Raw genomic sequence first — 19,631 nt, forward strand, 5'->3', positions numbered from 1 at the left:
CTGCGGCCCTTTTTGCTTTTGGGCCCGCGATGGCTCCTTGGGCGCGACTCAGCTAGGCTGGCCTGCATGAACCGCATCAACCGCTGGGTCTGGGGCATTCCGGCACTGCTGGTCCTGCAGATCGTGATCCTGCTCGCCATGGGACGGCCGCCGATCTGCACCTGCGGCACGATCCGGCTCTGGGAGAACAGCCCGCTTTCGCCGGAGACCTCGCAGCAGCTGTTCGACTGGTACACCTTCTCGCACATCGTCCATGGGTTTCTGTTCTACGGCGCGATCCGGCTGATCTTCCGCCGGCGCCTGAGCGTCTGGCAGGCGCTGCTGATCGCCATGGGCCTCGAGATCGGCTGGGAGATCCTGGAGAACACGCCCTGGGTGATCGAAGCCTATCGGCAGCAGGCCTTGGCCCAGGGCTATGTCGGCGACAGCACGCTCAACTCGGTGATGGACACCTTCTCGATGATGGCCGGCTTCGCCGTGGCGCGCCGCGTGCCGGTCTGGGTCAGCGTCGCCCTGGTGCTGATCCTGGAACTCGCGGCCGCCTATGCCATCCACGACAATCTGACGCTGAACGTCCTCAACTTCATCTACCCGATCGACGCCATCACCGAATGGCAGTCCGAGATCCAGCCGGCGCCCTCTCAGACCGAATAGAGATGGGTGAGCTGGAAGGTCTCCAGCAGACGCCTCGCGCTCGCCCGCTGACGGTCGGTTATCTTGTTGCGCCAGGATTCCCCCGGGTTCCCGCCGCTCAAGATCGCGCTGTGCTTGGCGGTCATCGCCGAGGGGCGCTTCATCAGCGCCTTGCTCTCTTCGCTGATCCGCCAGCCGAAGTAGTCGGCGAGCCTGGCGAACCCGGCTTCCGGGTCGGCGCAGATGTCTTCATACCGCGCGATATAGACCGGATTGCCGGGGGCAGGGGCGGGCGACGCCGTGTCACGGCGCGAGAAGTATCTCATCGGCACATAATTCTCGGCGCACCACAGGATGAGGTTCTTGTCGAACTCGTCCTCGGCGCGCTCCATCTCGGCGACGAAGGGCGAGAGATAGTCGTCAACCAATTCCTCCTGCTGGAGGAAGGTGTCGAGGCTGGTCTGCCAGCCGAGCGCCATGCGCGACAGCGCCACCGCGCAGGGATGCCGCGTGACGATGGCGATCGGGATCTCGGGGAAGGTCTTGTGCATCCAGGGCAGCAACAGTTGGATGCGAATGTCCTTGATCAGGCGGCCGCGCGGAAACACCTCGCCATTCAGCCGGTCGATCCAGTGGGAGTGCACCCGGCCGGAGAGAATGAGACTGGCGGGGTCGACATAGGTCGACCGTTGATCGTCCGGCCGCACATACTGCCGCCAATGCCAGTCGTGGATGACGCGGGTTTCTCTGCAGTGGAAGGGCTCGAACATCAGGCGGTAGTGCGAGATCGACCCCAGGACCTGGCCGACCCAGGTGGTACCGCTGCGGCCGCTGCCGCTGATGATCGCCGCTTTCGCGAGGTCGTGCCGGTCGAAGAAAAGCTTGTGCGGCACCTTGCCCAGGAGCTTGTCGAACATCGAAATTGTCCCGCCTGACGTAAGATATCCTTGTCAGCAATGAGCAAGACAGGTGAGCGGTTCATGACATCAATTAAGCGCAGCGCGCCTAGACCGCCGATTCGGAGGAGAGGCGACTTCGCGACCGCTCCGGCCGAAGCCCAGCGGGCAATTTATCGGCGGGATCGGCACACGCGGATGAGCATACCGGGATAGTCAGGCGGGGAATCCATGCGGGACGTGATCATCATCGGCGCCGGGCTGGCCGGAGCTACTGCGGCGCTGGAGCTCGCGAAGCGCAACTTGCGGGTGACCGTCGCCGAGGCGCGCGACCGTATCGGTGGCCGCGGCTACCTGCGCGCCTTTGCCGGCGGCGATATTGCGCTCGATTTCGGTGGCGCCTGGATAACGCCCTGGCAGCAGCGCATCCGCCGGCTCTGCGCCGAACATGGCGTGATGTTGCGGCCGCGGGAGCCCTTCACCGAGCGCCGCTGGTTCCGCGATGGCACGCTGCATCGCGACGGCGCTACCGCGAGCGGGGACCGCGCCGCCCATGAGCGCGCGATCGCCCGCATTGCCGCCGATGCCATCCTGCTGAAGAAAGGCGAGACCGAGGACGAGCAGGGCCGGGACCTCATCGCGATCTCCTTCGCCGATTACCTCGACCGCCTCGCAGCCCCGCAAGCGACCCGCGATCTCCTGGGCGCCTGGTGGACCGTCTCCGGCAATGGCGACAAGCATCGCGTGCCGGCCTCCGAGTTACTGGCGAGCTCGGCCTATTCGGGTGGATTGACCGAGGGCATGGCCGATGTCTGGGTCGAGACGCTGGTCGGCGGGGTCACCGCGCTCACCGCCCGGATGATCGCCGCCTCGCAGGCCGAACTGGCGTTGCAGGCGCCGGTGCGCGCCGTCGCCGTGTCGGAGAAGGCGGTTACCGTGACGACCGAAGACGGCCGTACTTTCACCGCCCGCGCGGCGCTGCTCGCCACCGGTCTCAACCCGCTGCGCGACATCGACTTCGACCCGCCGCTGGCCGCCGAGAAGAGCGCGGCGGCCCGGACCGGTCATCTCGGCCGCGCCGTCAAAGTCTGGGCCAAGGTCAAGGGCGTGCCGGTCGGTGTGCTGGCGACCGGCGGCGGCACCGGGCTCGAATGGATGTTCGCCGAGCGCGCCACCGAGGACGGCGCGACCCTGCTGGTCGGCTTCGGCGTCGCCGGCAATGAATGGGCGCCGGATCTGCCGCGTGACCTCGAAGCCGCGCTCGCGCGGTTCTTCCCGGAGGCCGCATTGATCGCCTGGGACTGGCACGACTGGAACGCCGATGCCTATTCCCGCGGCGCCTGGGTGGCGGCGACCGTGGGCGCGCCGGAAGCGGTCGCCGCCAAGACCTGGGCCCGCCAAGGCCCGCTCGCCTTCGCCAGCGCCGACTTCGCCCCCGACCAGGCCGGCTGGTTCGAGGGCGCCGTCGCATCCGGCGAGGCGGCCGCCGCCGAGATCGTCGATTTCCTGGCCCGAGCTGACGCAGAGCCGCCGCGCGGAACCGTCGCTTGATCCGTCCCTCCGTCTCCATTAGCTAGGACGGGCAGGTTTTCGGCAGGAAGGCTCCAGATGGCGGCGACAGCGCGGGTATTCATCGACGGTGAAGCGGGCACGACGGGTCTCGGCATCCGCGAGCGCCTGCTGACGCAGCCCGGGATCGAGCTCCGGAGCCTGACCGGCGAGAAGCGCAAGGACCCCAGCGCCCGCCGCGAGATCATGGGCGAGGTCGATCTGGTGGTGCTCTGCCTGCCGGATGCCGCGGCCAAGGAATCCGTGGCCCTGGCAGAAGGCCTCGGCAACGCCGCGCCCCGCATCCTCGATGCCAGCACCGCCTATCGCGTGGCGCCGGACTGGGTCTATGGCTTCGCCGAGATGGACCGCGGCCAGGCCAAGCGCATCGCCGAGGCCAAGCACGTCTCCAATCCCGGCTGCTATCCGACCGGCGGCATCGCGCTCATTCGCCCACTGGTCGAGGCGGGGCTGATGCCGGCCGACTACCCCGTGACCGTCAACGCGGTCAGCGGCTATTCCGGCGGCGGGCGGCAGATGATCGAGGCGCATGAGGCGACCGGCGGTCCGTCCTTCGAGCTCTATGGCCTTGGCTTCGAGCACAAGCACGTGCCTGAGCTGCAGCGGTATTCCAGGCTCTCCCGCCGGCCGATCTTCATCCCCTCGGTCGGGCATTTCCGCCAGGGCATGCTGGTCTCGGTGCCGCTGCATCTCGACACGCTGCCCGGCAAGCCCAAGGCCGCCGATCTCGAAGCCGCCCTCGAACGCCATTTCGAAGGCGCCGAGCTGGTGAAGGTGGTGAAGACCGCCCCGACCGATCGTCTTGAAGCCGAGCCCTTGAACGACACCGACAAGATGGAGCTGCGGGTCTACAGCAACCAGAGCCTCGGCCAGGCGCTGCTGGTGGCCCGGCTCGACAATCTTGGCAAGGGCGCCTCGGGCGCGGCCGTGCAGAACATCCGCCTGATGCTCGGTCTGGACAAGGCATGAAGCCGCTCGCCATGCCCGCCTTGATCAAGCCCTTCGAAGGCATCATGCCGAAGATCGCGCCCGATGCCTTCATCGCCGAGACCGCCGTCGTCATCGGCGATGTCGAGATCGGCGCCGGGTCCAGCATCTGGTATGGCTGCGTGCTGCGCGGCGACAGCAACAGCATCAGGATCGGCGCCCGCACCAACATCCAGGACGGCACCGTCATCCACGTGAACCACGAGCGGGAAGGGGCTACGGGCACCAAGACGACGATCGGCGACGACATCACCGTCGGCCACATGGCGCTGCTGCATGCCTGCACGCTCGAGGATGGCGCCTTCGTCGGCATGAAGGCCTGCGTCATGGACGGCGTGGTGGTGGAGGGCGGCGGCATGGTCGCCGCCGGCGCGCTGGTGACGCCCGGCAAACGGGTCAAACGCGGCGAGCTCTGGGCCGGCAGCCCGGCCAAGCTGATGCGCCTGCTCAGCGAGAAGGAACTCGCCTACTTCGCCTATTCGGCGGAGCACTACGCCGAGCTCGCGCAGAGCTATCGGCGATGAGATTCGCCGGGATCGCAATTCGGCCTGCGATCCCGAGCGATGCAGTCGAGCTCAGCCGGATGTCCCGGGAATTCGTCGACGAGCTCGACGCCATGCCGGTGGCGGACGCCATGCCGGAGATTCCAGAGCCGGACGACATCGTTTTCTCGCCCGAGATCCTGGCGCGCGACATTTTCTGCGCCGAGCCGCTGGCGCATGTCCTGGTGGCGGAGCAGGGCGGCGCGGCGGTCGGCTATCTCATGTACCACTTCGGCTACTGGCCGGCCGATGCCGCACCCTCGCTCCATGTCGTCGACCTCTTCGTGCGCCGGATTGCGCGCCAGGCCGGCATAGGCCAGGCGTTGATGACCGAGGCTGCCGCGGTGATCCGACGACGCGGCGGGCAGCGCCTGCTCTGGACGGTCTGGGACCAGAACCATGCGGCGATGGCGTTCTACCAGCGCCTCGGCGCGCGCTTCTTCACGGAGGAGCGGCTGATGACCTGGAAGGTGCCGCGCTGAGGAGGGGCGAGATGCGCGGGCAAGCCCGCGCATGACGATTCAGTTGAGACTCAGACCGCCTTCACATTCGCGAGGAAGCGCTCCACGCCCGCGCGCAGCGACTGCGACTGCGTGCTGAGCGCGCCGGTCACTTCGGTGAGGCGGGCGGCGGCGTTGCGCGATTCGCCCGCCGCGCCGACCACGGTGTTGATGCTTTCGGTCACCTCGCGGGTGCCGCCGGAAGCCTGATCGACGCTCTTCACGATCTCCTGGGTGGCAGCACCCTGCTGCTCGACGGCGGTCGCGACCGAGCTGGTGATCTGGTTGATCTGCTCGATGATGGCGGCGACGCTCTGGATCGCCGAGACCGAGCGCTGGGTCTCGTTCTGGATCGCGCCGACATGGCTCGCGATTTCCTCGGTTGCCTTGGCGGTCTGGCTGGCCAGGTTCTTCACTTCCGAAGCCACCACCGCGAAGCCCTTGCCGGCCTCGCCGGCGCGCGCCGCTTCGATCGTGGCGTTGAGCGCCAGCAGGTTGGTCTGGCCGGCGATCGCGTTGATCAGCTGCACGATGGCGCCGACCTTCTCGGCGGCGATCGCCAGGCCTTTGATCTGCTCGTTGGTCTGGCGCGCCTGGTTGGCCGCCTCGCCGGCGATCTGGTTCGACTCCGCGACCTGGCGCGTGATCTCGTTGATGGTGTTGGAAAGCTCGCCGGTCGCGTTGGCGACCGAGCCGACGCTGCTGGCGGTCTGGGCGGAAGCCTCGTTGGCATGGCCCGCCTCGCCCGCGGTCTCCTCGGCGCTCTTCGCCATCGAGCCGACCGCGTGCTGCATGGTCTGCAGCGACTGCGCGACGTCGCTCAGGTTCTTCGACATCTCGGCGTCGAAGTCGCGGCAGAGGTGCTCCAGCGCTTCGGCGCGGCGGCGCTGCGCTTCGTGCGCCTCGCCTTGCTCGCCGGAGAGCTGCTGAGCGCGGAGCGAATTCTCCTTCAGGACTCCGAGCGCGCCGGCCATGGCGCCGATCTCGTCCTTGCGGTCGCGGCCGGGAATCTCGGCCGAGAGGTCGCCCGCGGCGAGGCTGGCCATGGCGGCGGTCATCGCCTTGACCGGCCGGACCACGGAGCGCGCGGTCAAGGTCAGAACGGCGATCACCGCGATCACCGAGAGAGTGATGATGACGGCCAGGAGGATGAAGACTGTCCGGGTCTTGCTGTTGACCTCAGCCTGGATCGTGTTGGCGCTCTCCTGGATGGCATCGCCGGTGGCGCCCATCTTTTCTTCCAGCGTCTCGAACGTCTTGATGAAGTCGTCGAACCCGCGCTGGGCGGCATAGTTGTCGGTGAAGGCGGTGTCGACCATCTTCTTCGCGGCCTCGATATAGGGCGGCAGCACCGGGCCGAGGTCGTCGAGCGACTTGCGCGCTTCGAGAGGAAGGTCGAGTTCTTTGTTGGCCTCGACATGCTCCTCGAAATTCCTGATGTGGTCCGCGGTGTCGGCGGCGATACCCGGCTGAGCGTCCTTGTTTCCGGTCTTGCCCTCACGCAACGCGTAGAGCACGTCGGCGCGCAGCGCGTCGTGCATCATGTCCGCTTCCATATGATTGCGGACCGCGGTGGAGACGATGTTGATCTGCTCGCTGCCCTGGACGGCTTCACGGGTGCCCCAGACCCCCAGAATGCTGACCGCGGCCAGCGCGATGATGGCGATGACGCCGGCAATCAGGAAACGCTTACCAATGGTCACCGCCCGACTCCCCCTCTGGGTTTATGGGCCTAGGTTCTATCGCGGGAGAGGTTAACCATTCGATAAAGCAGAATATTTGAATTGCTCTAAAGCAAGCTGGCCGGGCTTGGCCCCGGCCCAGGGGCGTCGGCCCAAACAGAACGGCCGGGCTTTCGCCCGGCCGTGAGTTTCCGGAAGAGGGTCCGGCTTAGGAAGAGTAGTACATCTTGAACTCGATCGGATGCGGGGTGTGCTCGAGGGCGTAAACCTCTTCCCACTTCAGTTCGAGATAGGCGCTGATGAAGTCCTCGGTGAAGACGTCGCCCTTCAAGAGGAAGTTCTTGTCGGCTTCCAGCGACTGCAGCGCCTCGCGCAATGAGCCGCAGACGGTCGGGACGTTCTTCAACTCCTCGGGCGGCAGGTCGTAGAGGTTCTTGTCCATCGGGTCGCCCGGATGGATCTTGTTCTGGATGCCGTCGAGGCCCGCCATCACCATCGCCGCGAAGGCGAGGTAAGGGTTGGCGAGCGGATCCGGGAAGCGCACCTCGACGCGCTTGCCCTTCGGGCTCGCGACATAGGGGATGCGGCAGGAGGCCGAGCGGTTGCGCGAGGAGTAGGCGAGCAACACCGGCGCCTCGAAGCCCGGGATCAGGCGCTTGTAGGAGTTGGTGGTCGGGTTGGTGAAGGCATTGAGCGCCTTCGCATGCTTGATGATGCCGCCGATGTAGTAGAGGCACATCTCCGAGAGATCGGCATAGCCGTTGCCCGCGAACAGCGGCTTGCCGTCCTTCCAGATCGACTGGTGGACGTGCATGCCAGAGCCATTGTCGCCCTTGACCGGCTTCGGCATGAAGGTCGCCGTCTTGCCGTAGTTGTGGGCGACGTTCTTCACCACGTACTTGTACTTCTGCATCGCGTCGGCGCAGTTCACCAGCGTGCCGAACTTGACGCCGAGCTCATGCTGCGACGGCGCCACCTCGTGGTGATGCTTCTCGACTTCGACGCCCATGGCGGCGAGCGTGGTCAGCATCTCGCCGCGGAGGTCCTGGGCGGAGTCGAGCGGGGCGACCGGGAAATAGCCGCCCTTGATCTTCATGTGGTGGCCGTGGTTGCCCTCTTCGAACTTCTTGCCGGTGACATACGGCGCCTCTTCCGAGGTGAACTCGACGAAGGTGCTGTTCATGGTGACGTCGTAGCGGATGTCGTCGAACACGAAGAACTCGGCTTCCGGGCCGACATAGATCGTGTCGCCCACGCCGGAGCTCTTCACGTAGGCTTCCGCCTTCTTGGCGATCGAGCGCGGGTCGCGGCCGTAATTCTGGCCGGTCAGCGGCTCCAGGATGTCGCAGTTGATGACCAGCGTGGTCTGCGCCGCGAAGGGATCCATGATCGCGGTGGCGCAGTCGGGCTTCAGCACCATGTCGCTCTCGTTGATCGCCTTCCAACCGGCGATCGACGAGCCGTCGAACATGACACCCTCGGTCAGCATGTCTTCGTCGACCGTGCTGACATGCTGCGACAGGTGATGCCAAAGGCCGAGCGGGTCGGTGAAGCGGAAATCGACGTACTTGACGTCCTGGGCTTTGATCAGCTCCAGGGTTTTCTTGACGCTGGACATGGTCTCTCTTCCGATCGTTTGTTGTTGGTTTCTGGATCGCTCTCCCCCAGCGATCCCCAGGGTATCCCCCAAAAGGGGGTCACTCAGTGCGCGGACGCATAGACCTTTCGGTTGCCATGCGCCACTTAGAAATCAGAGCGATTGGTCTCTAGATCGCATCCGGCCCGCGCTCGCCGGTGCGGATGCGGATGGCTTCCTCGACGTTGATGACGAAGATCTTGCCGTCGCCGATGCGACCGGTCGCGGCCGCCTGGCGGATCGCCTCGATCGCGCGCTCGACCAGATGGTCTTCGAGCACGACCTCGAGCTTCATCTTCGGCAGGAAATCGACGACATACTCGGCGCCGCGATAGAGCTCGGTATGGCCCTTCTGCCGGCCGAAGCCCTTGGCCTCGGTGACGGTGATGCCCTGGATCCCGACTTCGTGGAGCGCGTCCTTCACTTCGTCGAGCTTGAACGGCTTGATGATGGCTTCGATCTTTTTCATGCGTTCTCCAGGCCTTTCCCTGCCATAGGTTCCTCGCCCAATCAGCAAAGCCCGTGCCAGCAGCTAAGCGGCTGGGAACGCAATATTAATTTGTAGGTGCGCTGCGATAATGCCGGTTTATTGGGCGTGTCTGCGCAATAATTAGGCAGACTTCCGTCGCGGCGCCAAGCTGCCTTCTTCGATCCGGATCCGCCAGTAGAGGGCGGCGGCATTCAACGCCGAGAAGACCAAGGCCAGTGTCCACGACCCGAGCGCCAGCGGCAACAGCGCCATCTCGAAGGCCACCACCCAGTAATTCGGGTGGCGCAGGAACCGATACGGCCCGCGTCGCACGACCGGTGCGGAGGGCGGCACGATGATGCGTGTGGTCCAGTAGCGACCCAGCGTCGTCATCACCCAGACACGCGCGATCTCCACCGCCCCGTAACCGGCGACGGCCGGTGCCCAGAGCGTGGCCTGGCCGGAAAGCGTGAAGGTCCAGAGCGCGGCGAGCCATGACGTGTGCAGCAGCACGAGCAGGGGATAGTGACCGGCGCCGATCTCGACGGCGCCCTCGGCCAGCAGGCGCCGCGTGTTGCGGCGCGCGATCACCAGTTCGATGAGACGCTGCAGCGTGACGAAGATGAGCAGCGCGACGCTCATGCTTCGAGGATCTGGAAGCCGGCGGTGAAGCCCGGCCCGAGTGCCGTCATCAATTGCCTTCCGGCGAGCCCGCGGCGCAGCATGCGTTGCAGCACGAAGAGCACCGTCACCGCTGACATGTTGCCGTGCTCGCGCAGGACGTCGCGCGCTTCCTGCATCGCCCCGGCCTCGAGATCGAAGGCCTCCTCCAGCGCATCGAGCACCTTCACGCCGCCGGGATGGCAGACGAAGCCGGCGATGTCGCGGCGGGTGAGGTCGAAGCGCGAGAGGAACTCATCGGCCACCGGCCGGAGATCGTCGCGCACCAGGCTCGGGATGTCGCGGGAGAACAGCACGCCGAGGCCGTCGTCCTCGACATGCCAGCCCATGACGTCGAGCGAGTCTGGCCAGGTATGCGAACCGGACGGGCCGAAGCGCAGGCCATTCGAGCCCGGGCGCCCGATCACCATGGCCGACGCGCCGTCGCCGAACAGCGCCGCGGCGACGATATTGCTCTTCGAGAGATCGCCCTGGCGGAAGGTGAGGGCGCAGAGCTCGACTGCGAGGAACAGCACATCGCCCCCATGGTCGTCATGGTCGAGGCCGCGCGCCAGCGCCACCGCATGACCGAGGCCGAGCACGCCGCCGGCGCAGCCGAGGCCGAAGATCGGCAGGCGCAAGATGTGCGGCGGCAGGCCGAGGCGATTGAGCAGCAGGGCATCGAGGCTCGGCGTCGCGATGCCGGTGGTCGAGGCGACCACGACGGCGGCGATGTCCTTCGGCGTCCGGCCGGCTTCGGCGAGTGCCTTCTCAGCGGCCTCGGTCAGCAGCTCGACGGCATTGTCGAGATAGAGCTGGTTGCGCTCCCGCCAGCCATGGGGCTGGAGATACCAGTCGATCGGCACGCAGGAATAGCGCGTGCCAATGCCCGCATTGTCGAAAACCGGCATCAAGCGATCGATCTCGGATCTTTGACGGTCGAACAGACGCGGTGCGATCGCAGCGACCTCGCCCTGATGCAGCCGATGCTTCGGCACGGCCGTCGCTACGGACAGCAGGGTCGGCGGATCGTTCTCGAGAACGCGGAGGGCGGCAGAGCGCATGTCGGGGGAACCTGGCGAGCGTGGCGGGTTCCATCTCAGCTAATCGCTGCATTGCAGCGACCGCCAATCACGAAAGCGGGAGGCGTCGATTCACTGTCGGAGAAAGGGTAACAAACAGAAACGCGCCCGACTGCGGTCGGGCGCGTTCTGTCAGCTTGATGTCGGATAGGTCAGGCGGCCTTGCGCTTGGCGAGGAAGCCGCCGATCCGCTTCATCGCCTCGGCGATGTTCTCGATCGAGTTGGCGTAGGAGATCCGCAGGTAGCCTTCGCCATAGGCGCCGAAGCTGGTGCCGGCGATCGAGGCGACGCCCGCCTCGTCGAGCAGCGCCACTTCCAGCGCCTTCGACTTGAAGCCGGTGCCCTTGATGTTCGGGAAGGCGTAGAACGCACCGAGCGGGGTGATACAGGACACGCCCGGGAGCTTGTTCAGTTCCGCCACCACGAACTTCCGGCGCTCGTCGAAGGCCTTCATCATCTTGTCGATCTCGCCGCGCGGGCCCTGCAACGCCGCGATGCCGGCCCACTGGGCCGCGGCGTTGACGCAGGAATGCACGTTGATGCAGAGACGCGTCGCATGCTCGATGAGCGACTTCGGCCAGACCGAATAGCCCATGCGCCAGCCGGTCATCGCGTAGGTCTTCGACCAGCCGTCGAGCACGATCAGGCGGTCGGCGATCTCCGGGTACTTCAACAGGCTGGTGTGGACGTTGCCGTCGTAGAGCATCTCGGAATAGATCTCGTCCGACATGATCGCGACGTCCGGATGCTTGGCGAGGCCGGCGACCAGCTTGTCGATCTCGGCCTTGACGCAGATGCCGCCGGTCGGGTTGGCCGGCGAGTTGATGATGATGAGCCGGGTCTTCGGCGTGATGCGCGAGAGCACGTCCTCGGCCTTGAAGCCGAAGCCGTTCTCTTCCAGCAGCGGCAGCGGGACGGGCGTGGCACCGGTGAACTTGATCGCACTCTCGTAGATCGGGAAGCCGGGATTCGGGTAGATGATCTCCGCGCCGGGCTCGCCGAACATGGCGATCGCGAAATACATCGTGACCTTGCCGCCGGGGACGATCAGCACGTTGGCCGGATCGACATTCACCCCGTGGCGCCGGTGGAGGTCGGCGGCGACCGCCTCGCGGACCTGCGGGATGCCGTTCGCGGGGGTGTAGCCGTGATGGCCGTCCTTGAGCGCCTTGATCGCGGCCTCGACGATATGGCCCGGGGTCTGGAAGTCGGGCTGGCCGATCGAGAGGCTGATGATGCTCTTGCCCTGGGCCTCCAGCGCCTTGGCGCGGGCCAGAACTTCGAAAGCGGATTCGGTGCCAAGGCGGCCCATGCCGCTCGCCAGGTGAAGCATGAAAGATCCCTCAGTAAGGGCCCCTCAACCGGGGCCGGGTCGGGCCGGGAGTTTAACGAAAGACCACACGGCCAGCGGGCCGAAGCCGACAGGAATTTGCATGCCGACGACAGCGCGGGACAAGGTGGAGAAGGGGGGATAGGCCCGGCGGCCCCCGGCCGAATCCGGGCGACTTGACGGTTCTGGCCCCCTCGGTTACATCCTCGCCGTTCTGACGGCCGGTCTTTGGCGGCCCGATGCGCGATGGCGGACGTAGCTCAGTTGGTTAGAGCGCCAGGTTGTGGTCCTGGATGTCGGGGGTTCGAGTCCCCTCGTTCGCCCCAGCGCCCTTCTCCTCTCTTTTCGCATTTTGCATCACTCCATTCGGCCTCGCACGGCTCGGCTTGCGATGCATTTGACGCAATTCACCATATTACGGCACTGTTATTCCAGGGCGTGATCTCGTATAACCCTGTCAGGGATGGGCAGTCGGTGGGAGAACGACTGATGCGTTTCTTGTTGATCGCTTCGGTGATCGTGCTGTCGGGATGCAGCACCGTCGAAGGCTGGTTCGGATCAAGCAGGCCGGATTCGAAGGCGCCCGCTGCGCAGGCCGCGGCACCCTCCGGCGCCAAGGTTACAATCACCAAGGCCACCTGGGCGGCCTTTGAAAACTATAAATATTGGCTGACGCCGATCGCCTGGCATAAGCCTATGGGCCAGGGCTACTTCGCCGTGGCGCAGGATGGGCGGAGCTGGGGCCTGACCGGCTGCCCGGTCAACGAATGCGTCGCCGGGATGCCGGTCAGCCAGGACGCGGTCGACATCTGCCAAACCCGGAGCGGGGGAGTTCCCTGCGCGGTGTTCGCCAAGGACGAGACGATCATCGTTCCCTACGAGGTCACCGACTGACCGCTGGTTACAGTAAATCCATAAGAGCCAATAATGTTGCCCTAAAACGGGAATAAGACGCGTGACACAATTCGGGGATGTGAGTACCGTCCCCTTCCCTCGGACATAACGAATCCGAGGCGAGCGAGCCGAGGAGCACAGTCCAAGTTCTGGGAGGGACAGCGCCGAAAGGCGGCAGCTCACAAAATACAGGGGACGCTACACTTCAAAGAGGCAGCCGCAAGGCCGCCTCTTTTTGATTCCGGCCAAATTCGTCATGCCTGGGCCAGGCCGACGAATGTCCGCATACGCGACGGGACCCGGGCATCTTCATCCGGCGGCCCGAGATCGCCGGGTCAAGCCCGGCGATGACGAGACTAGATGTACTTCATCCCCTTCTTCTCCGCCGTCATCCAGGCCGGCTTCAGCTTGGCGATCTTCTTGTGGACCGGGCAGTCGGGGGTATGGGCGCCGGGGAGATAGCCGATGCTCATCAGGAACTCGCCGACGATCTCGCCGCCGGTGAAGACGAAGGTCTTCTTGAAGAGCTTCATCCATTCCGGCTTGGTCAGCGGATGCTGCGCTTCGAGCCATGCGGCGAAGGAGCCGTGGCTCTTCTGCAGCGCCTGGATCCGCTTCGCGTTCTCGATCGCGGCGTTGACCTTGAGCTTGTTGCGGATGATGCCGGCATCGTTCAGCAGCCGCACGCGATCGCGCTCGCCGTAGCGTGCGACCTTGGCGATCTCGAAGTTGTGGTAGGCGTCGCGGAAGCCCTGCTGCTTCTTCAGCATGGTGAGCCAGGAAAGACCCGCCTGGTTGATCTCCAGGATCAGCCGCTCGAACAGCTCGTTGTCGTCGGCGATGGGATAGCCGTAATGCTCGGCGTGATAGGGCCCGTGCCATTCATGGCCCGGCGCGATCCTGCAATATCCGCTCATGAAATCCCCCGCGGTCCGCGACTACTTCGCGTGCTCGAGCATGGTGAGCGACAGCCCATAATGCCAGAACAGGAAGACGCCGATGCCCCAGAGCACGAAGGTGATCAAGGTCGTCGCGAGCAGCTTCTGCTTCAGATGCGTGACTGCCGGCGCGCCGTGATCGTGACCGGCCTCCGGGTTCTCGTTGCGCCGGACGCCCCAGGGCAGCACCGCGAACAGCACCACCCACCAGACGACCATGTAGATGAAGAAGGATCCGAGCCAATTCATTTTATTCGATTACGCCTGTTCGAGCTCGATGAGCGTGCCGAGGAAGTCCTTGGGATGCAGAAACAGCACCGGCTTGTCATGGGCGCCGATCTTGGGCTCGCCGTCGCCGAGCACGCGGGCGCCCGAAGCCTTCAACTGGTCGCGGGCGGCGAGGATATCGTCCACCTCATAGCAGACATGGTGGATCCCGCCCGCCGGATTGCGCGCCAGGAAGCCGGCGATCGGCGAATCCGCGCCCAGCGGCTGCAGCAGCTCGATCTTGGTGTTCGGCAGCTCGACGAAGACGACGGTGACGCCGTGCTTCGGCTGCGCGACCGGCGCCGAGACCTTGGCGCCGAGCGCGCCGCCATAGAGCCCCGCCGCCGCGGCGAGGTCGGGCACTGCAATCGCCACGTGATTGAGACGGCCGATCATCGATGGTATCCGGTCATAGCTAAGGGGCGGCCATGTTGCAGTGCACGTGCCCTGGGTGCAACCTCTCTTCGGTGGGAGGCGACGGCGCTGCCGCGTCACAACAGCGCGATGGGAAATGGGAAATGAGCGCCGATCTCGCGGCCTTGGAATTCGCCAACGACGCCTTCTATCAGGCCTTCGCCGCGGGCAGCCTGGAGGCGATGACCGCGGTCTGGGCCGACCAGCCCAATGTCTTCTGCGTTCATCCCGGCTGGCCGCCGCTCACCAGCCGCGTCGAGGTGCTGGCGAGCTGGCGCGAGATCCTCGGCAATGCCGGTCCGGTTCCCGTCAGCGCAGTCGCGCCGAAGCTGACGATCTTCGGCGATGTCGGGCTGGTCTGCTGCTACGAGCGATTCGGCAACCAGCACCTCGTCGCCAGCAACCTGTTCATCCGCGCCGGGAGCGGTTGGCGCATGATCCACCACCAGGCCGGTCCGTTAGCCCGCGTGCCGGACGAGGCCAAGGTCCCGGACGCGCCGGCACCCCGGCATTGAAGGGCGGCATTGAAACTGCATCCGCCGGACGGCGACGCATTGCGCCCATCGGTCCAGGGCGGCATATTGGCATCATGAATCGGATTTTTCCCTTGCGACTCAACATGAAGCTGGCCGCGCTGGCCTTGACGGGCATGCTCGCCGCCGGCACCGCGGCGATCGCCGACTACAATGCAGGGCTCCAGGCCTTCAACGCCGGCAACTACAAGGCGGCGATGAAGGAATGGAGCGCGCCGGCCCAGGCGGGCAACGCCCAGGCGCAGCATGGGCTCGGGCTGATCTACGAGACCGGTCGCGGCCTCGACAAGCCGGACATCAAGGAAGCGATCCGCTGGTATGAGGCTTCGGCCAAGCAGGACTACGCGCCGGCGCTGAACAACCTGGCGATGCTCTATGCCAGCGGCCGCGGCGTCGCCAAGGACCAGAAGAAGGCGATCGAGCTCTGGAAGCAGGCGGCGGAGAAGAACAACACCACCGCCGAGTTCAATCTCGGGATCCAATACATGCTGGGCGAGGGCCTGGCGAAGAGCAACGAAGAGGGCGCCCGCTGGATCGCCAAGGCGGCCGAGGGCGGCCTGCCTTACGCCCAGGCTTACATGGGGCAGCTCTACTACCAGGGCGTCGGCGTCCAGAAAGACGAGAAGGCCGCGCGCGACTGGCTGGAGCGCGCCGCCGCCAATGGCAGCAGCGACGCCAAGCGCTATCTGCAGCAGATGGACGCGTCCAAGTCGCAAGCGGCCGCGAGCGAGCCGGCGAAGACCGAGCCCGCGAAGACCGAGCCTGCGAAAATAGAAACGCCGAAGATCGAGCCGGAAAAGAAAGAAGCGGAAAAGACCGAGCCGCCGAAGGTCGAGGCGCCCGCCGCGACAGAGCCGGCGAAAGTCGAGACCGCCGCCAAGGCCGAGACGCCGGGATCGGATTCGGCGAAAACGGAAACCGCCTCGACGACCAAGCCGGTGGATGAACATGCCGCGGCTGCGCCAGTCGCCGAAGCCGAAGCGGGGGCATCCGCGGCGTCCCACGGCACGACCGGAAGCAGCATTCTCGACAGCGAGCCGCAGACCGAGCCTGAACACGTGGACACGCCGCCGCCGCCCGCGAGCAGCGCGGCGACCTCGGTGCCGAAAGCCGAGGACCACGCCGCCGAAACGCCGAAGCCCGACGAACCCGCCGCGACCGATGCCCCGGCCGAACCGAAGCCGGCGGAGGCCGACACCAAGGTCGCCGAAGCCACGGTACCCGCCGAACCCGCCACCGCACCGGCCGAAGCGACGGCCGACACGCATGCGGAAACGCCGCCGCCGGCGGAAGCAGGCCATGGTGACGCCACGCCCGCTCCCGCGGAGCCTGCGGATCCGGCGCCGGCAGCCGCCCACGACGATGCTGCCGCCGCGCTCGAGGAACATCTGCCGACCGCGGATTCGCTCACCGCGGGCAAGCAGATCTTTCACATCTGGCTCGGCCAGGACTGGGGCCAGGATCAGGCGGCGCGCAAGGCCTTCGACGGCGATGGCGGCGCGAAGACGAAGTTTGCGCCGCTGCTGGACAGCTACGCCCTGGAAGTCCGGCAGTTCGCCAGCGGCACCAACACGGCCTATCGCGTCTATATCGGGCCGGTCGAAAGCTTGCAGAAGGCGCAGGAGCTTTGCGCCAAGATTAAGGAACGCGACGGCGGACAGAAGTGCCGGCCGGTAATTAACTGAGCAGCCGGCGCCAAGCCGCGCCTTCCTGCCTGATTGAACCCGAAATATGAGGAGACCAAACGTGACCGCGCGCAGCATCAAGGAGCGCCTGAAGGCCGGTGAGAAGGTCCTGGCCGGCTGGGTCTACGGCCTGACCCCGGTGACCGCCGAGATCATGGCGATCGCCGGCTATTCGGCGCTGCTGATCGACCAGGAGCACGGCCCGACCGAACTGCAGATGATCCACAGCCAGACGGTCGCGGCGGAATCGCGCGGCGCGCAGGTGATGGTGCGGGTGCCCTCGCACGATCCCAACCACGCCAAGCGCCTGCTCGACATGGGCATCTCGACTCTCATGTTCCCGATGGTGGATTCCGTCGCCGATGCCGAGGCGGTGGTCGCGGCCTGCTATTACCCGCCGCGCGGCCGTCGCGGCCTGGCGACCGGCGGCATCCGCGCCTCCGGCTATGGCCACGACACCAAGGGCTATTTCGACAGCATTCCGGTCCGCCAGATGGTGATGGCGCAGATCGAGACCCTGGGCGGCCTCGACGCGGTCGAGAAGATCGCCGCGGTCGATGGCGTCGATATGCTGTTCGTCGGGCCGAACGACCTGTCGACCTCGCTCGGCCATCTCGGGCAGGGCGATCACCCGACCGTGCGCAAGGCGATCGACCGCATCATCGCGGCGGCCAAGGCCAAGGGGAAATGGCTGGGCACCGTGCCGACCAAGGAGCGTGACGCGAAGGCTTTGTTCGCGCTCGGCTTCGACCTGGTGATCTCGGGCTCCGACGTGGCGCTGCTGCGCGAGGCGGTCGCCAACCACGTCAAGGCGCAGAGTCCTTCCTAGTGGCCCGGGGCTGAGATGAAGCTGTGCTGGCATCGACACGGCCGCTCGGCCGAGGAGATGGCCGGCCTTCGGGTCGTGACCGCCGCCGAGATGCGCGCGGCGGAAGCCGCGCTGTTCGCCCGCGGCACGCCGAGCTTCGACGTGATGGCGGCGGCCGGCCGCGCCGTGGTCGAGGCGATCCGCCTGCGATGGCCGACGCCGTTCAAGCGGGCGTTGATTCTCGCCGGTCCCGGCAACAACGGCGGCGACGGCTTCATCGTCGCCCACGAGCTCAAAGCGCTCGGCTGGGAGGTCCATGTCGCCGCGATGCAGGGGCGCGAGCTTTATAGCGGTGATGCGGCGCGCGCCGCTGCGCTCTGGGATCGGCCGATCGCGAAACTCGAGCCCGGCGCCCTGGCGAAGCTGGACGAGGGCGACTGCGTCGTCATCGATGCGATCTTCGGCATCGGCCTCGCGCGACCGGTGGCGGACGCGGTGAAGGCGGTGATCCACGGGCTGCACGGCCGGCCCTGCCCGGTGGTCGCGGTCGATGTGCCCAGCGGAATCAACGCCGATACCGGCGAGGTCCTGGGTGCCGCACCCCGTGCCGCGCTGACCGTGACCTTCGGCTGGCCGAAGCGCGGCCACCTGTTGCTTCCGGGCCGGGAATGGGCGCGCGATCTGGTGGTGGCGGATATCGGCTGCCACGACGAGGACCTGCCCGATCTCGCGCATGTTCCGCGGGTGAACGGCACCGCGCTCTGGCGCAGCCATCTGCCGCTGCCCTCGGCGGCGGATCACAAATACACCCGCGGCCACGCGCTGGTGGTCGGCGGCGCCACGATGCCGGGGGCGACGCGGCTTGCGTCGCGCGCGGCCCGGCGGGTCGGCGCCGGCATGCTGACCGTCGCCGCGCCAAAGGAGGCGCATCCCTATTATCTGATCGACCAGCCGGGCCTGATCGTCCGCGCGGCTGCCGATGCCGCGGCGCTGCAAGCCCTGCTCGAAGACCGGCGTTTCACTTCCGTGCTGGTCGGATCCGGACTGCCGGCCGATGACGCCACGGCCGGCGCGGTCAAGACCGCGGCGGCCTCCGGCCGTGCGCTGGTGATCGACGGCGGCGGCCTGACCGCGTTCGCCGGCGGCATCGATGCGCTGGTCGAGGTCGGTCGGGCGGACATCGTGCTGACGCCGCATGAAGGCGAGTTCGCGCGCCTCTTCCCGGAATTGAAAGGCGACAAGCTCACCCGCGCGCGCGCGGCGGCCCGCCGCGCGCGCTGCATCGTGGTGATGAAGGGCGCCGACACGGTGATCGCCGCGCCGGATGGAAGGGCGGCGATCAATGCCGATGCGCCGGCTTGGCTGGCGACCGCCGGTTCGGGCGATGTGCTGGCCGGGCTGATCCTCGGGTTGCTGGGGCAGGGGATGCCGGCCTTCGAGGCGGCGGCTGCCGGGGTGTCGCTGCATGGCATGGCGGGGGCGGCCTTCGGGCCGGGGCTGATCGCCGAGGACCTGCCGGAGCTGATTCCGGAAGTCCTCAGGCGGCTGAGCGAGGTGGATCCTGAATGAGCTTTCGCCCGACCTGGTGATCCGGCCGGCCGTACCGGAGGATCATCCCGCCTGCGCCGCGGTCTTCCTCGCGGCCTATCGGCAGGCCTTTCCGCTCCACCCGCCCGAGTATTACGTGCCCGAGCGCTATTTCGAGAGCATCACCGGCGAGGAGCAATGGGTCGCGGTCCAAGCCGGGAAAATAATTGCTGTATTATCAATATACTGGCCGGAAAACTTCATCCACAGCCTGTACGTCGAGCCCGGGGCCCAGAACCGCGGGATTGGCCGGCGCCTGCTGGAGGCGGTGGTGGCCCGGGCCAAGGGCATCTGCGAGTTGAAATGCGACAAGGTCAACAAGCGGGCGGTCGCCTTCTATAAGCACCTCGGCTGGCGCGAGGTGGGCGAGGGGACGGCGGAGACCGGGCCCTGGGTAAGGCTGCGGAAATAGTGCGATTTCCGGACCTTGAGCCCCAGGCCGAATTTGCTTGTAAGGGTGGGTTTCGTGGGATAAACCCGCGCCCTGATTTCACCGGATTTTCCCCTGGGATTCCTGG

Annotated in this window: 21 protein-coding genes and 1 tRNA gene; 12 read left to right on the forward strand and 10 right to left on the reverse strand. The window is 66.3% G+C overall.

From position 1 onward, the window contains the following. Window positions 1-66: 66 nt before the first annotated feature. Window positions 67-654 (forward strand): DUF2585 family protein, encoded by a 588-nt coding sequence (locus tag ACYQ4T_RS06830; RefSeq protein ID WP_459851775.1) that lies wholly within the window; start codon window positions 67-69, stop codon window positions 652-654. Here ACYQ4T_RS06830 and ACYQ4T_RS06835 read toward each other — a convergent pair. Next, entirely contained in the window at window positions 642-1,550 is a 909-nt protein-coding gene (locus ACYQ4T_RS06835) for a sulfotransferase (RefSeq protein ID WP_459851778.1), read from the reverse strand. The genes ACYQ4T_RS06830 and ACYQ4T_RS06835 overlap by 13 nt on opposite strands. 210 nt (window positions 1,551-1,760) lie before the next feature. Here ACYQ4T_RS06835 and ACYQ4T_RS06840 point away from each other — a divergent pair, with 210 nt between their 5' ends. From ACYQ4T_RS06840 to ACYQ4T_RS06855, 4 genes are read left to right on the forward strand one after another with little or no spacing between them, the layout of a single operon-like run. Beyond that, window positions 1,761-3,080: a flavin monoamine oxidase family protein gene (locus ACYQ4T_RS06840; RefSeq protein ID WP_459851780.1), complete on the forward strand. Its 1,320-nt coding sequence runs from the start codon at window positions 1,761-1,763 to the stop codon at window positions 3,078-3,080. 57 nt (window positions 3,081-3,137) lie between these two features. Beyond that, a complete protein-coding gene (gene argC, locus ACYQ4T_RS06845) occupies window positions 3,138-4,067 on the forward strand; it encodes an N-acetyl-gamma-glutamyl-phosphate reductase (RefSeq protein WP_459851784.1) in 930 nt (309 codons plus the stop codon). Window positions 4,068-4,078: 11 nt separating this feature from the next. Then, window positions 4,079-4,609, forward strand: coding sequence for a gamma carbonic anhydrase family protein (locus tag ACYQ4T_RS06850; RefSeq protein ID WP_459852052.1), 531 nt, complete (start codon window positions 4,079-4,081; stop codon window positions 4,607-4,609). Window positions 4,610-4,668: 59 nt separating this feature from the next. Further along, window positions 4,669-5,109, forward strand: a complete 441-nt coding sequence (locus ACYQ4T_RS06855) for an N-acetyltransferase family protein (RefSeq protein ID WP_459851786.1) — start codon at window positions 4,669-4,671, stop codon at window positions 5,107-5,109. A 50-nt stretch (window positions 5,110-5,159) separates the two neighbouring features. On the opposite strand, the gene ACYQ4T_RS06860 is transcribed toward ACYQ4T_RS06855, so the two are convergent. From ACYQ4T_RS06860 to ACYQ4T_RS06885, 6 genes are all read right to left on the reverse strand, one after another. Next, window positions 5,160-6,830: a methyl-accepting chemotaxis protein gene (locus ACYQ4T_RS06860; RefSeq protein WP_459851789.1), complete on the reverse strand. Its 1,671-nt coding sequence runs from the start codon at window positions 6,828-6,830 to the stop codon at window positions 5,160-5,162. 187 nt (window positions 6,831-7,017) lie between these two features. Further along, entirely contained in the window at window positions 7,018-8,427 is a 1,410-nt protein-coding gene (glnA, locus tag ACYQ4T_RS06865; RefSeq protein ID WP_459851791.1) for a type I glutamate--ammonia ligase, read from the reverse strand. Between the two features lie 148 nt (window positions 8,428-8,575). Continuing rightward, window positions 8,576-8,914: a P-II family nitrogen regulator gene (locus tag ACYQ4T_RS06870; protein WP_028096232.1), complete on the reverse strand. Its 339-nt coding sequence runs from the start codon at window positions 8,912-8,914 to the stop codon at window positions 8,576-8,578. A gap of 141 nt (window positions 8,915-9,055) precedes the next feature. Then, complete coding sequence (locus ACYQ4T_RS06875) at window positions 9,056-9,556, reverse strand: isoprenylcysteine carboxyl methyltransferase family protein (protein ID WP_459851794.1); 501 nt, start codon at window positions 9,554-9,556, stop codon at window positions 9,056-9,058. Continuing rightward, a complete protein-coding gene (locus ACYQ4T_RS06880) occupies window positions 9,553-10,638 on the reverse strand; it encodes a type III polyketide synthase (RefSeq protein ID WP_459851796.1) in 1,086 nt (361 codons plus the stop codon). Before ACYQ4T_RS06880 ends, ACYQ4T_RS06875 begins: the two co-directional genes overlap by 4 nt. 170 nt (window positions 10,639-10,808) lie before the next feature. Beyond that, entirely contained in the window at window positions 10,809-11,990 is a 1,182-nt protein-coding gene (locus ACYQ4T_RS06885; RefSeq protein WP_459851799.1) for a pyridoxal phosphate-dependent aminotransferase, read from the reverse strand. A 246-nt stretch (window positions 11,991-12,236) separates the two neighbouring features. On the opposite strand from ACYQ4T_RS06885, the gene ACYQ4T_RS06890 reads away from it, so the two are divergent. Both ACYQ4T_RS06890 and ACYQ4T_RS06895 read left to right on the forward strand, forming a co-directional pair. After that, window positions 12,237-12,313 (forward strand) — tRNA-His (locus tag ACYQ4T_RS06890). Between the two features lie 163 nt (window positions 12,314-12,476). Further along, window positions 12,477-12,881: a hypothetical protein gene (locus tag ACYQ4T_RS06895; protein ID WP_459851802.1), complete on the forward strand. Its 405-nt coding sequence runs from the start codon at window positions 12,477-12,479 to the stop codon at window positions 12,879-12,881. Window positions 12,882-13,237: 356 nt separating this feature from the next. Here ACYQ4T_RS06895 and ACYQ4T_RS06900 read toward each other — a convergent pair whose 3' ends face one another. The 3 genes from ACYQ4T_RS06900 to mce are packed head-to-tail and all read right to left on the reverse strand — an operon-like array spanning window position 13,238 to window position 14,482. Then, a complete protein-coding gene (locus ACYQ4T_RS06900; protein ID WP_459851805.1) occupies window positions 13,238-13,798 on the reverse strand; it encodes a DNA-3-methyladenine glycosylase I in 561 nt (186 codons plus the stop codon). A gap of 21 nt (window positions 13,799-13,819) precedes the next feature. After that, window positions 13,820-14,068 (reverse strand): DUF1467 family protein, encoded by a 249-nt coding sequence (locus tag ACYQ4T_RS06905; RefSeq protein WP_459851808.1) that lies wholly within the window; start codon window positions 14,066-14,068, stop codon window positions 13,820-13,822. Window positions 14,069-14,077: 9 nt separating this feature from the next. Continuing rightward, window positions 14,078-14,482: a methylmalonyl-CoA epimerase gene (gene mce / locus ACYQ4T_RS06910; protein WP_459851811.1), complete on the reverse strand. Its 405-nt coding sequence runs from the start codon at window positions 14,480-14,482 to the stop codon at window positions 14,078-14,080. A gap of 122 nt (window positions 14,483-14,604) precedes the next feature. On the opposite strand from mce, the gene ACYQ4T_RS06915 reads away from it, so the two are divergent. The 5 genes from ACYQ4T_RS06915 to ACYQ4T_RS06935 all read left to right on the forward strand — a co-directional run bounded on the left by ACYQ4T_RS06915 (window position 14,605) and on the right by ACYQ4T_RS06935 (window position 19,525). Next, window positions 14,605-15,015, forward strand: coding sequence for a nuclear transport factor 2 family protein (locus tag ACYQ4T_RS06915; RefSeq protein WP_459851813.1), 411 nt, complete (start codon window positions 14,605-14,607; stop codon window positions 15,013-15,015). A 74-nt stretch (window positions 15,016-15,089) separates the two neighbouring features. Continuing rightward, complete coding sequence (locus ACYQ4T_RS06920) at window positions 15,090-16,718, forward strand: tetratricopeptide repeat protein (RefSeq protein ID WP_459851816.1); 1,629 nt, start codon at window positions 15,090-15,092, stop codon at window positions 16,716-16,718. Window positions 16,719-16,779: 61 nt separating this feature from the next. Beyond that, window positions 16,780-17,547: an HpcH/HpaI aldolase family protein gene (locus ACYQ4T_RS06925; protein ID WP_459851819.1), complete on the forward strand. Its 768-nt coding sequence runs from the start codon at window positions 16,780-16,782 to the stop codon at window positions 17,545-17,547. Window positions 17,548-17,562: 15 nt separating this feature from the next. Continuing rightward, window positions 17,563-19,095: an NAD(P)H-hydrate dehydratase gene (locus tag ACYQ4T_RS06930; RefSeq protein WP_459851822.1), complete on the forward strand. Its 1,533-nt coding sequence runs from the start codon at window positions 17,563-17,565 to the stop codon at window positions 19,093-19,095. 16 nt (window positions 19,096-19,111) lie between these two features. Continuing rightward, window positions 19,112-19,525 (forward strand): N-acetyltransferase family protein, encoded by a 414-nt coding sequence (locus tag ACYQ4T_RS06935; RefSeq protein ID WP_459851825.1) that lies wholly within the window; start codon window positions 19,112-19,114, stop codon window positions 19,523-19,525. Window positions 19,526-19,631 lie beyond the last annotated feature (106 nt).

This window comes from Dongia sp. agr-C8, assembly GCF_054658695.1.

Excerpts from the sequence above, each read along its gene's own strand:
- ACYQ4T_RS06840 (WP_459851780.1), top strand. The coding sequence starts at position 1,761 with ATGCGGGACGTGATCATCATCGGCGCCGGGCTGGCCGGAGCTACTGCG.
- ACYQ4T_RS06885 (WP_459851799.1), bottom strand. The coding sequence starts at position 11,990 with ATGCTTCACCTGGCGAGCGGCATGGGCCGCCTTGGCACCGAATCCGCT.
- glnA (WP_459851791.1), bottom strand. The coding sequence starts at position 8,427 with ATGTCCAGCGTCAAGAAAACCCTGGAGCTGATCAAAGCCCAGGACGTC.
- ACYQ4T_RS06880 (WP_459851796.1), bottom strand. The coding sequence starts at position 10,638 with ATGCGCTCTGCCGCCCTCCGCGTTCTCGAGAACGATCCGCCGACCCTG.
- ACYQ4T_RS06870 (WP_028096232.1), bottom strand. The coding sequence starts at position 8,914 with ATGAAAAAGATCGAAGCCATCATCAAGCCGTTCAAGCTCGACGAAGTG.
- ACYQ4T_RS06855 (WP_459851786.1), top strand. The coding sequence starts at position 4,669 with ATGTCCCGGGAATTCGTCGACGAGCTCGACGCCATGCCGGTGGCGGAC.
- ACYQ4T_RS06900 (WP_459851805.1), bottom strand. The coding sequence starts at position 13,798 with ATGAGCGGATATTGCAGGATCGCGCCGGGCCATGAATGGCACGGGCCC.
- mce (WP_459851811.1), bottom strand. The coding sequence starts at position 14,482 with ATGATCGGCCGTCTCAATCACGTGGCGATTGCAGTGCCCGACCTCGCC.
- ACYQ4T_RS06835 (WP_459851778.1), bottom strand. The coding sequence starts at position 1,550 with ATGTTCGACAAGCTCCTGGGCAAGGTGCCGCACAAGCTTTTCTTCGAC.
- ACYQ4T_RS06915 (WP_459851813.1), top strand. The coding sequence starts at position 14,605 with ATGAGCGCCGATCTCGCGGCCTTGGAATTCGCCAACGACGCCTTCTAT.
- ACYQ4T_RS06875 (WP_459851794.1), bottom strand. The coding sequence starts at position 9,556 with ATGAGCGTCGCGCTGCTCATCTTCGTCACGCTGCAGCGTCTCATCGAA.
- ACYQ4T_RS06930 (WP_459851822.1), top strand. The coding sequence starts at position 17,563 with ATGAAGCTGTGCTGGCATCGACACGGCCGCTCGGCCGAGGAGATGGCC.
- ACYQ4T_RS06920 (WP_459851816.1), top strand. The coding sequence starts at position 15,090 with ATGAATCGGATTTTTCCCTTGCGACTCAACATGAAGCTGGCCGCGCTG.
- ACYQ4T_RS06830 (WP_459851775.1), top strand. The coding sequence starts at position 67 with ATGAACCGCATCAACCGCTGGGTCTGGGGCATTCCGGCACTGCTGGTC.
- argC (WP_459851784.1), top strand. The coding sequence starts at position 3,138 with ATGGCGGCGACAGCGCGGGTATTCATCGACGGTGAAGCGGGCACGACG.
- ACYQ4T_RS06895 (WP_459851802.1), top strand. The coding sequence starts at position 12,477 with ATGCGTTTCTTGTTGATCGCTTCGGTGATCGTGCTGTCGGGATGCAGC.
- ACYQ4T_RS06850 (WP_459852052.1), top strand. The coding sequence starts at position 4,079 with ATGCCCGCCTTGATCAAGCCCTTCGAAGGCATCATGCCGAAGATCGCG.
- ACYQ4T_RS06905 (WP_459851808.1), bottom strand. The coding sequence starts at position 14,068 with ATGAATTGGCTCGGATCCTTCTTCATCTACATGGTCGTCTGGTGGGTG.